Origin of the sequence: Streptomyces albiflavescens (assembly GCF_014645835.1) — a bacterium.
GTDB lineage: Bacteria > Actinomycetota > Actinomycetes > Streptomycetales > Streptomycetaceae > Streptomyces > Streptomyces albiflavescens.
The window spans coordinates 370,519-380,348 of sequence record NZ_BMMM01000012.1 but is presented as its reverse complement, the minus strand read 5'-3'; the positions used below and the strand labels follow the sequence as shown (position 1 = coordinate 380,348).

At 71.1% G+C, this 9,830-nt stretch carries 10 protein-coding genes; 4 read left to right on the top strand and 6 right to left on the bottom strand.

From position 1 onward, the window contains the following. Positions 1–138: 138 nt before the first annotated feature. On the bottom strand, positions 139–1,005 hold the full coding sequence (locus IEY95_RS30710; protein ID WP_189189403.1) for an alpha/beta fold hydrolase: 867 nt from the start codon (positions 1,003–1,005) through the stop codon (positions 139–141). A gap of 219 nt (positions 1,006–1,224) precedes the next feature. Next, on the bottom strand, positions 1,225–3,561 hold the full coding sequence (locus IEY95_RS30705; protein WP_189189402.1) for a DEAD/DEAH box helicase: 2,337 nt from the start codon (positions 3,559–3,561) through the stop codon (positions 1,225–1,227). A gap of 462 nt (positions 3,562–4,023) precedes the next feature. Between IEY95_RS30705 and IEY95_RS30700 the strand changes: the two genes are divergently transcribed. Next, positions 4,024–4,794, top strand: coding sequence for a ferritin-like fold-containing protein (locus IEY95_RS30700; RefSeq protein ID WP_189189401.1), 771 nt, complete (start codon positions 4,024–4,026; stop codon positions 4,792–4,794). Between the two features lie 57 nt (positions 4,795–4,851). On the opposite strand, the gene IEY95_RS30695 is transcribed toward IEY95_RS30700, so the two are convergent. From IEY95_RS30695 to IEY95_RS30680, 4 genes are all read right to left on the bottom strand, one after another. Continuing rightward, a complete protein-coding gene (locus IEY95_RS30695; protein ID WP_189189400.1) occupies positions 4,852–5,121 on the bottom strand; it encodes a hypothetical protein in 270 nt (89 codons plus the stop codon). Positions 5,122–5,308: 187 nt separating this feature from the next. Continuing rightward, on the bottom strand, positions 5,309–5,536 hold the full coding sequence (locus IEY95_RS30690; RefSeq protein ID WP_028801993.1) for a DUF3107 domain-containing protein: 228 nt from the start codon (positions 5,534–5,536) through the stop codon (positions 5,309–5,311). A gap of 135 nt (positions 5,537–5,671) precedes the next feature. Continuing rightward, positions 5,672–6,313 (bottom strand): TetR/AcrR family transcriptional regulator, encoded by a 642-nt coding sequence (locus IEY95_RS30685; protein WP_095936492.1) that lies wholly within the window; start codon positions 6,311–6,313, stop codon positions 5,672–5,674. Between the two features lie 233 nt (positions 6,314–6,546). Beyond that, a complete protein-coding gene (locus IEY95_RS30680; RefSeq protein WP_189189399.1) occupies positions 6,547–6,765 on the bottom strand; it encodes an Rv3202a family protein in 219 nt (72 codons plus the stop codon). Between the two features lie 158 nt (positions 6,766–6,923). Between IEY95_RS30680 and IEY95_RS30675 the strand changes: the two genes are divergently transcribed. The 3 genes from IEY95_RS30675 to IEY95_RS50795 are packed head-to-tail and all read left to right on the top strand — an operon-like array spanning position 6,924 to position 9,713. Further along, positions 6,924–7,913, top strand: coding sequence for an alpha/beta fold hydrolase (locus tag IEY95_RS30675; RefSeq protein ID WP_189189398.1), 990 nt, complete (start codon positions 6,924–6,926; stop codon positions 7,911–7,913). 7 nt (positions 7,914–7,920) lie between these two features. Beyond that, complete coding sequence (locus IEY95_RS30670) at positions 7,921–9,564, top strand: DUF3152 domain-containing protein (protein WP_229703478.1); 1,644 nt, start codon at positions 7,921–7,923, stop codon at positions 9,562–9,564. A 56-nt stretch (positions 9,565–9,620) separates the two neighbouring features. Beyond that, positions 9,621–9,713: an Ms4533A family Cys-rich leader peptide gene (locus IEY95_RS50795; RefSeq protein ID WP_361527425.1), complete on the top strand. Its 93-nt coding sequence runs from the start codon at positions 9,621–9,623 to the stop codon at positions 9,711–9,713. Positions 9,714–9,830: the final 117 nt, after the last annotated feature.

Below are 9,830 nucleotides of genomic sequence, written 5' to 3'. Positions count from 1 at the left end.
TGCGTCCACACCTCCAACATGCTCCCAAACAGGGCCGAGAGGAAGACCTAACGGAGTCCTACTAGTACAGGCGCAGTTTCTGGTACAGGCGTAGTACTGGCAACGGGCGGCCGTCGTGGTGCTCGTGGCCGCTCCTCGCTACTGGTTCTCGTTCCAGAACTCGATCAGGGCGCGCGCCGTCTCCGGCGGGTTGTCCGTGTTGGGGGAGTGCTCCGCTCCCGGTATGACCGTGCGTCTGGCCTGGAGTCGTATGGCCATCTCGTCCAGCAGGGTGATCGGCCAGGTGTCGTCGAGCGCTCCGGAGAGCACGTGCTTCGGCAGCGGGACGGCGGCCAGTTCGGCGACGCGATCGGGTTCGGTGCACAGCTGGCGGCCCGTGGCGATGAGCTGGGCGGGGCTGTTGTCCAGCCAGCGGCGCCGCAGGTCGACGAGGTCGTCGAGCCCCGGGTCGAGTCCGCCGGCGTCGGTCTCCTCGGGCGGCTCCATCGACCGCATCGCCTCCCACACCTCGGCCATGCTCATCACGGCGAGCGCGTCGCGCAGCAGCTTGACGCGCTGCTGCTGGGAGACGGAGATCTGGGCGGGACCCGAGGCCATGAGTGTCAGCGAGAGGAAGGGCGCGGGGTCCAGGAGCACGGCGGCGCGGGAGATCTGGCCGCCGAGGGAGTGCCCCAAGAGGTGCACGGGCGTACCGAGGGCGGTGGCCTGCGCAAGCACGTCCTGCGCCAACTCGCCCTGTGCGTACGCCGATTCGTCGTCCTTGGGCCCCCCGGTCTCGAACTGCCCGCGCCCGTCCACGGCGACCGTCCGATAGCCCTCACGCGCCAACGGCTCATGCAGCGCGATGAAGTCCTCCTTGCTCCCGGTGAACCCCGGCAGCAGGAGGGCGGTTCCCTTGGGTTGTCCCTGAGGTGCGGCATCGAGCACGGCGAACTCACCGCGGGCGGTGGGGAGCCGGTAGGCACGGACTCCGGCGGGCGGGATGAAGCTGGGCGGCCTGCTCATGCCCTTGAGGCTATCGGGCGGAGTTGGTGAGCGCTCTGTGGGTGGGCGCTGGGGGTGGTTTTTGGCCCCCGCGCCCCTTCAGGGGCACGGGGAACTGCGCGACAAGCCCCCACGAACCCGCAGCCGAAAGGCTGGTACAGGACGGGTAGGGGCCGAGAGGGCGAAAAAACCAATGGCCCGGCCCCACCGAAAGGCAGGACCGGGCCATCAGACAGCGGATCAGCTCTCCGCGGACTCCGCGGCAACCGCGGCCTTGCGGGTGCGACGACGCACCGGCTTGGCCTCGGCGTCCTCGGCAGCGGCCTGAGCGGGGATCTCGGTGTCGGCGGCCTTGCGGGTCCGGCGACGCACGGGCTTGGCCTCGGCGGCCTCGGCGGTGTCCACGGCAGTGGCGGCCTTGGCGCGCGTGCGGCGCGGCTTGGTCTCCGCCTCGGCCGCGACCTCGGCCCCGTCGACGACGGCGACCGCGGCCTTGCGCGTACGCCGCGCCTTGGCCGGAGCCTCGGCAACGCCCTCAGCGGTCTCGACGGCAGCCTCCGCGGCCTTGCGGGTGCGACGACGCGCCGGCTTGGCCTCGGCGTCCTCGGCAGCCGCCTGAGCGGGGATCTCGGTGTCGGCGGCCTTGCGGGTCCGGCGACGTACGGGCTTGGCCTCGGCGGCCTCGGCGGTGTCCACGGCAGTGGCGGCCTTGGCACGCGTGCGGCGCGGCTTGGCCTCCGCCTCGGCCTCCGCCTCGGACACGGCCTCGACCGTGTCGACCACGGCCTCGGCGGCCTTGCGAGTACGACGACGCACCGGCTTGGCCACGGTCTCGGCCGCAGCCTCCGACACGGCCTCGACCGTGTCGACCACGGCCTCGGCGGCCTTGCGGGTCCGGCGACGCACCGGCTTGGCCGGAGCCTCGGCGACGGTCTCGACCGCGACGGCCTCGGCCGTCTCCACGGTCTCCGTGGCTTCCACGGACTGCACCGTCTCGACCGGCTCCGCCGTCTTGCGGGTCCGGCGACGGCGCGGCTTGGCCGGCTCATCGACGACACCCTCGGCCGTCGCCACGGCGGCGTCCGCGGCCTCGTTCACTGGGGTCACCGATGCGACCGCCTCCGACGCCGCCCCAGCGCGCGTACGGCGACGACGCCGCGGCGTACGGGGCTCGACGGCCTCGTTGGCCTCGGTGGAGGCGGACTCGGTCGTGGCCTGGGCAGCCGGAGACGCGGACGTCTCGTCCAGCGGCGCACCGTTGCGCGTACGGCGACGACGCCGGGGCGTACGTGCCGCGCGCTCGCGCTCGGCGGACGGCGCCGACGAGCGGTCACCACGATCGTTGCGATCCCCACGGCCACCGCGACCGCGCGGGCCACGGCCACCGGTCTCGCCGAGGTCCTCGACCTCCTCGGCCGCCAGCCCGGCGCGGGTGCGCTCGGAACGCGGCAGGACACCCTTGGTGCCGGCCGGGATGCCCAGCTCCTCGAAGAGGTGCGGGGACGTGGAGTACGTCTCCGGCGGTTCGCTGAAGCCGAGGTCGAGCGCCTTGTTGATCAGCTGCCAGCGGGGGATGTCGTCCCAGTCGACGAGCGTGATCGCCGTACCGGACGCGCCCGCGCGGCCCGTACGGCCGATGCGGTGCAGGTAGGTCTTCTCGTCCTCGGGGGACTGGTAGTTGATGACGTGCGTGACGCCCTCGACGTCGATGCCGCGTGCGGCGACGTCGGTGCAGACAAGGACGTCGACCTTGCCGTTGCGGAAGGCGCGCAGCGCCTGCTCGCGGGCGCCCTGGCCGAGGTCGCCGTGGACCGCGCCGGAGGCGAAGCCGCGCTGCTGCAGCTGGTCGGCGAGGTCCGCCGCCGTCCGCTTGGTGCGGCAGAAGACCATCGCGAGACCGCGGCCGTCGGCCTGCAGTATGCGCGCGACCAACTCGGGCTTGTCCATGTTGTGCGCGCGGTACACGAACTGCGCGGTGTTGCGGACCGTCGCGCCCTCGTCGTCCGGCGCGGTGGCGCGGATGTGCGTGGGCTGCGACATGTAGCGGCGCGCGAGGCCGATGACCGCGCCCGGCATGGTCGCCGAGAACAGCATCGTCTGACGGCGGGCCGGCAGCATGTTCATGATCTTCTCGACGTCGGGCAGGAAGCCCAGGTCGAGCATCTCGTCGGCCTCGTCGAGGACGAGCGCCTTGATGTGCTTGAGGTTGAGCTTCTTCTGGCCCGCGAGGTCCAGCAGCCGCCCGGGGGTGCCGACGATGACGTCGACGCCCTTCTTGAGGGCCTCGACCTGCGGCTCGTACGCCCGGCCGCCGTAAATGGCGAGAACGCGTACGTTGCGGACCTTGCCCGCGGTCAGCAGGTCGTTGGTGACCTGGGTGCACAGCTCGCGCGTCGGGACGACGACGAGGGCCTGCGGGGCGTCGGTGAGCTGCTCGGGCTTGGCCCGGCCCGCCTCGACGTCCGCGGGGACGGTGACGCGCTCCAGGAGCGGAAGGCCGAAGCCCAGCGTCTTGCCGGTGCCGGTCTTGGCCTGGCCGATGACGTCGGTGCCGGACAGGGCAACGGGGAGCGTCATCTCTTGAATGGGGAAGGGGTTGATGATGCCGACGGCCTCAAGGGCCTCGGCCGTCTCGGGAAGGATTCCGAGCTCTCGGAAAGTCGTAGTCAGGGTGCTGCCTCTTCTGTGTACGCGGTGCGAGGCGAGCGCGGGGGTCGTGTCGGAACCGTGCCGGGGACGTCGGCCGCCTGTCGGGCGGGCCGAGTGGCATTGGGACCACTGCCGACGCTCGAGCGCTCGTACCGCTGAGGGTCCCTCCGTATCGTCAGTACGCAATGTGCCGTACGGACGAGGAGGGCTGTCGGGTCGGAGCCGATCGGGCCACCGACCGGGCATCCTCATTCGTGCGGCCCGTCGAATACTCGCCGGGCGCATTACCACCATACCCTGGAATCGCGCACACGCGATGGCCGATTTGGTCACGTACTCGTCGTCACACTGATTGACCAGGGACTTCCCTGCCGCGGTGAGCGGGCTATTGTGCGCTTCATGACGACGCCTGACAACGCCGCTGACACCCCTGCCGAGGCCGCCGACGACACCGCTCCCGCGGCCACCGGAGTCGCCGCCCAGGACTGGGACACGGCCTCCGCCGACCCTCAGTATCGCGCCGCGGTCGTGGACCTGCTCGGAGCGCTCGCGTACGGCGAGCTCGCGGCGTTCGAGCGGCTCGCCGAGGACGCCAAGCTGGCGCCGACGCTGAGCGACAAGGCGGAGCTGGCGAAGATGGCGTCGGCCGAGTTCCACCACTTCGAGCAGCTCAGGGACCGCCTCGCGGCGATCGGCGCGGAGCCGACGCAGGCGATGGAGCCGTTCGTCGCCGCGCTGGACGGCTTCCACAAGCAGACGGCGCCCTCGGACTGGCTGGAGGGCCTCGTCAAGGCGTATGTCGGCGACTCGATCGCCAGCGACTTCTACCGAGAGGTCGCGGCACGGCTCGACTCCGACACGCGCGGGCTCGTCCTCGCCGTCCTCGACGACACCGGGCACGCCGGCTTCGCCATCGAGAAGGTGCGCGCCGCGATCGACGCGGACCCGCGTGTGGGTGGCCGGCTCGCACTGTGGGCGCGCCGTCTGATGGGTGAGGCCCTGTCCCAGTCGCAGCGCGTGGTCGCCGACCGTGACGCCCTGTCGACGATGCTCGTGGGCGGTGTCGCGGACGGCTTCGACCTCGCGGAGGTCGGCCGGATGTTCTCGCGGATCACCGAGGCGCACACGAAGCGGATGGCTGCGCTGGGGCTGGCGGCCTAATCGGGCGGCTTGGGGCCCTTGGGGGTCTTGGGGGTCTTGGGGGCCTTACGGAACGGGTTACGCGGTCGCCGAGCGGCGGCGAAAGCGTTCCTCCGGGCGGAGCAGCAGGGAGAGCAGGGCCGCGGAGACCGCCACCGCGCCGAGCAGGATCACCAGGAAGTGGCCGGTGCCCAGTGCGGTGTGCGTCAGGAAGGCACCGAACAGGGCTCCGGCCACTCCGGTCGACAGGACCAGACTGCGGGCCGGCAGCCGATGCGGCAGCCGGTACGCAGCGGCCCACGCCAGCGCGAGACCGAGCATCGCGGAGCCGAGCGCTTCCAAGAACATGGTGAGGGTCCCTCCCGCACGGCCGGTGCAAATCGGTCGTAGCCGGTCTTACCCCTGACGTGCGGAATGCAATCCTCCTCTGTGGCCGATCTGTGCTCCATCTGTGTGAGCGAAGGGCCCCGTGCAAACGAAGGGGCCCGGTGGCTGTGCCACCGGGCCCTCACGCTTCTGCTGTCGCTCGCTCGCATTACAGCGCGCTGAATCCCACCTTGCGCTGCGTGGGCTCACCGAGCTCCACATACGCCAAGCGGTCGGCCGGAACCAGGACCTTGCGGCCGTGGTCGTCCACGAGGCTCAGCAGCTGCGACTTGCCGGCCAGCGCCTCGGACACCGCGCGCTCGACCTCTTCCGGGGTCTGACCGCTCTCCAGAACGATCTCGCGGGGCGCGTGCTGCACGCCGATCTTGACCTCCACGGCTTTGTCCCTCCGACGGTCAGTGATGTGCGCGTGTGTCCGCGCCGTACGCAGCACACATTAGCCCGGTGAGGGGACGTACACGCTCCGCCCAAGAACGCCAGGAGCGAACAGGGGACGGGAACAAAGTGGCGGTCAGTGGTGATCCGTGCCGTGCAGCGGGAAACCCGCGATGCCCCGCCAGGCCAGCGAGGTCAGCAGCTGGACCGCCTGGTCGCGCGGGACGCTGCGGTCGCTGTGCAGCCAGGAGCGGGCCACCACTTGGGCGAGGCCGCCGAGGCCCGAGGCAAGCAGCATCGACTCGGCGCGCGACAGACCCGTGTCCTCCGCGATGACCTCGCAGATCGCCTCGGCGCACTCGTGTGTCACCTTGTCGACGCGCTCGCGGACCGCGGGCTCGTTGGTCAGGTCCGACTCGAAGACCAGCCGGAAGGCGCCGCCGTCGTCCTCCACGTACGCGAAGTAGGCGTCCATCGTCGCGCGGACGCGCAGCTTGTTGTCCGTGGTGGACGCGAGCGCGGTCCGAACCGCCTGGAGCAGCGACTCGCAGTGCTGGTCCAGCAGGGCGAGGTACAGATCGAGCTTGCCCGGGAAGTGCTGGTAGAGGACCGGCTTGCTGACGCCCGCGCGCTCGGCGATGTCGTCCATGGCGGCCGAGTGGTACCCCTGCGCAACGAAAACTTCCTGGGCGGCGCCGAGGAGCTGGTTGCGTCGGGCACGGCGCGGCAGGCGAGTGCCCCGCGGGCGTGCCGCCTCTGTCTGCTCGATGGCTGTCACGCCGCCTCCCAAAATTGTCCACATGCGGTGTGCGCCGCGCGGCCATCGTACTTTTCGGTAACCGTGGTGTGCGCGGTGCGAGCGCAGAATTTCACGGACCGGACGCGGGCGATAGTGGCACAAAGCCTGTCGAACGGGGTGAGATGGGCGCTACACCGCCCCGACTGCCCTGTTCAGCGGCGTCCCGTCGCGGGCGGTCACCCTCGTTGATCAACGGTAGGCGTTCTCGTTGATCACCGGTAGTCGTCCTCGTTGAGTTCTACGACCCTGGCCTGCTCGGCGAGGTCCGCCTCGTTGGCGTTGTCGGGGTCGCCGACCGGCCGCGAGTCGGCTTCCTCCGCCGGGTCCAGCTCGGTGACCTGTTCGGCCGCGGCGGCTTCCGGAGCCTCCGCGTCGAGAATTTCCCGGAACTGGTCGTTGAAGGTCTCGGGGTCTGTCGGGTCGACTGTCATGGTTCCTCTTCCCGAGCGGGGCGAGTGCGCTCCTGTATGCGTACGAGTGCCCTCGTCTGAAGCCTAGGAGACACCCGATCGGGGCGCTATGCCATCTGCTCGCGATCTGTGACGGCGAACACATGAGCCACTGCGTGATCGTCTCGTAACATTGCCGCATGTCTTCGACCGAGCTGCCGCCCGTGTTGGCCACCACCGTCACACCGCGGGTCGGTGCCGTCAGGGTCGCGGCGGGGGAGCGGCTGCGATCGGTGGGGCTGCCGGGGATCACGCTGTCGATCCGGTCGAGACCGCCGGCGCGGGAGGGACTGCCGCCCGCGTTGTACGTGCACGGCCTGGGCGGTTCCTCGCAGAACTGGTCGGGGCTGATGCCGCTGCTCGACGGGCTCGTGGACAGCGAGGCCGTGGATCTGCCCGGCTTCGGGGACTCGCCGCCGCCGGACGACGGGAACTACTCGGTCACGGGGCACGCGCGCGCGGTCATCCGCTATCTCGACGCGGCCGGGCGAGGCCCCGTGCACCTCTTCGGGAACTCGCTCGGCGGGGCCGTCACGACGCGCGTCGCGGCCGTACGCCCCGACCTCGTCCGTACCCTCACACTGGTCTCGCCCGCGCTCCCGGAGATCCGGGCGCAGCGCACCGCCTGGCCGACCGCGCTGCTCGCGGTGCCCGGTGTGGCGCGGCTGTTCACCAGCCTCACCAAGGAGTGGAGCGCCGAGCAGCGCGTGCGCGGGGTCATGGCGCTCTGTTACGGGGATCCCGGCATCGTGACGCCCGAGGCGTTCCGCGAGGCGGTCGAGGAGCTGGAGCGGCGGCTCGCCCTCCCGTACTTCTGGGACGCCATGACACGCTCGTCGCGCGGGCTGGTGAACGCGTACACGCTGGGCGGCCAGCACGGACTGTGGCGCCAGGCCGAGCGCGTGCTCGCGCCGACGCTGCTCATCTACGGCGGCCGCGACCAGCTCGTCGGCTACCGCATGGCCCACCGTGCGGCCCGCGCCTTCCGTGACTCCCGGTTGCTGTCCCTGCCGGAGGCGGGGCATGTCGCGATGATGGAGTACCCGGAGACCGTGGCCACGGCCTTCCATGAACTCCTCACGGACACGGGCGAGTTGGTATCATCGTCCGCTGTCGGCGCGGGGAGCTGAGGCGGGGGTGGGACGTCACAGCCGTCGGGGGCGGGCAGGCAAGACCGATACCTCCGAGATACCCGCGTTTCCGGCGCAGGACGCGACAAGGGCCCCGACGCCGGGACCTGCCCCCTCTCGTCGTACGGCGACTCCGCCTCCGGGCGCGCCGGGTCCACGGCCTCCGCTGGGTGGGACGCCGGCGCACGGAATGCCGCGTCTTCCGGACGGGACGCCCGCGCACGGCGTGCCCCGCTTCCCGGACGGGACTCCGGCACAGGGCGTGCCCCGCTTCCCGGACGGGACGCCCGCTCACGGCGTGCCTCGCCTCCCGGACGGAACTCCGGCGCGCGGGATTCCGCGCATGGCCGACGGGACCCCCGCGCGCGGGGTGCCGCGTTTCCCCGACGGGACTCCGGCGCACGGGGTGCCTCGCTTTCCCGACGGGACTCCGGCGCACGGCGTCCCCCGTTTTCCCGACGGGACCCCCGCCCACGGCGTCCCCCGCGTACGTGGCGGTCACCCCGAACAGCGTGAACCGGGCGGCGGCTGGGGCGAGTTCGGCGGCGGTGTGCCGCGCGGCGGGCCGCAGACCGCGTCGCCGGGGGCGCCGCAGGGCGCTCCGTACGGCGTGCCGTCCGGCCCTCCCGGACCCCGGATCCCCCGTCAGCGCCAGGAGTCCGGGCAGGGTCCCCAGCAGTCCTACGTCGACGCCTTCGACCTCGACGCCGACGAGGACGTCGACGTCTTCGCGCCCCGCGACGCGGCGGCGCACCCCACCGACCCGTACGGCTCCGTCACGGACTGGGACACGGAGGCCGACGAGAAGCCGCTGCCCGAGGTCGAGGAGCCGCCGAAGGGCAAGGCGGCCAAGGGGCGGGCGTTCACCGGGATCGCGGCGGCCGCCGTCACGACCGTGCTGGCCGTCGTCGTGGCCGGGCAGGTCGCCACCGGGCGGCAGGACGCCGACGCGAGCGCACGGTCCGCCGGCGGCAACGACCGCGAGACCCACGACTCGGCCTCGCGCGGGAACGACCGGCCGACCCAGTCGGGGACACCGAGCGCGGCGACACTGACGTACGACCAGAAGATGGCCAAGAAGTACGCGCTCGGCGCCACGCTCACGGGGTCGGGGGAGTTCGACGCGGTCCTCGGCTTCGACAAGGCGCCGGGCAAGGGCCGCAAGTACACCTATCGCATCGACGTGGAGCAGGGCCTCGGCCTGGACGGCGCCCTCTTCGCGCAGGCCGTGCAGAAGACCCTGAACGACGACCGGAGTTGGGCCCACAACGGCGGCCGTACCTTCGAGCGGATCTCTTCCGGCAAGCCCGACTTCGTGATCACGCTGGCGAGCCCGGGCACCACCGCGAAGTGGTGCGCCAAGTCGGGGCTCGACACGACGGAGGACAACGTGTCGTGCGACTCGGCGTCCACCGATCGCGTCATGATCAACGCGTATCGCTGGGCCCAGGGCTCCAAGACCTACGGTGATCAAATTCACGCGTACCGGCAGATGCTGATCAACCACGAGGTCGGCCACCGGCTCGGATACGGCCACGTCACCTGCGGCAAGGACGGCGAACTCGCTCCCGTCATGCAACAGCAGACCAAGTTCCTCGACCATGACGGGATCCACTGCAGAGCCAACCCCTGGCCGTATCCCGGGAGTTGACAGGGGCCTCACAGGTCACGTTGACATGCGGCGAAAGTTCGTTCATATTTCTCCGCATGTCGCCTCGTCACGTCTCCGTCCGCGCAGCCATTGAGCTGGCGCTGATCGGCGTGACCGCGCTCTGCGTGGCCGACATTCACTGTCGCTGACGCCCGCCCCTGGCGAGTGCGTCGCTTTCTCCCGTTTTGTCCGTGCGCCCGTTGTGGCGCGCGGGTCTCTTCCGGTCCGGTCAACCCTGGTCTCTCTCGGTCGGATGTCGACGCCTG

What these genes read in the sequence shown, in the direction of transcription:
- IEY95_RS30710 (WP_189189403.1), bottom strand. Translation starts at nt 1,005, where the DNA reads ATGAGCAGGCCGCCCAGCTTCATCCCGCCCGCCGGAGTCCGTGCCTAC.
- IEY95_RS30705 (WP_189189402.1), bottom strand. Translation starts at nt 3,561, where the DNA reads ATGACGCTCCCCGTTGCCCTGTCCGGCACCGACGTCATCGGCCAGGCC.
- IEY95_RS30695 (WP_189189400.1), bottom strand. Translation starts at nt 5,121, where the DNA reads ATGTTCTTGGAAGCGCTCGGCTCCGCGATGCTCGGTCTCGCGCTGGCG.
- IEY95_RS30680 (WP_189189399.1), bottom strand. Translation starts at nt 6,765, where the DNA reads ATGACAGTCGACCCGACAGACCCCGAGACCTTCAACGACCAGTTCCGG.
- IEY95_RS30675 (WP_189189398.1), top strand. Translation starts at nt 6,924, where the DNA reads ATGTCTTCGACCGAGCTGCCGCCCGTGTTGGCCACCACCGTCACACCG.
- IEY95_RS50795 (WP_361527425.1), top strand. Translation starts at nt 9,621, where the DNA reads ATGTCGCCTCGTCACGTCTCCGTCCGCGCAGCCATTGAGCTGGCGCTG.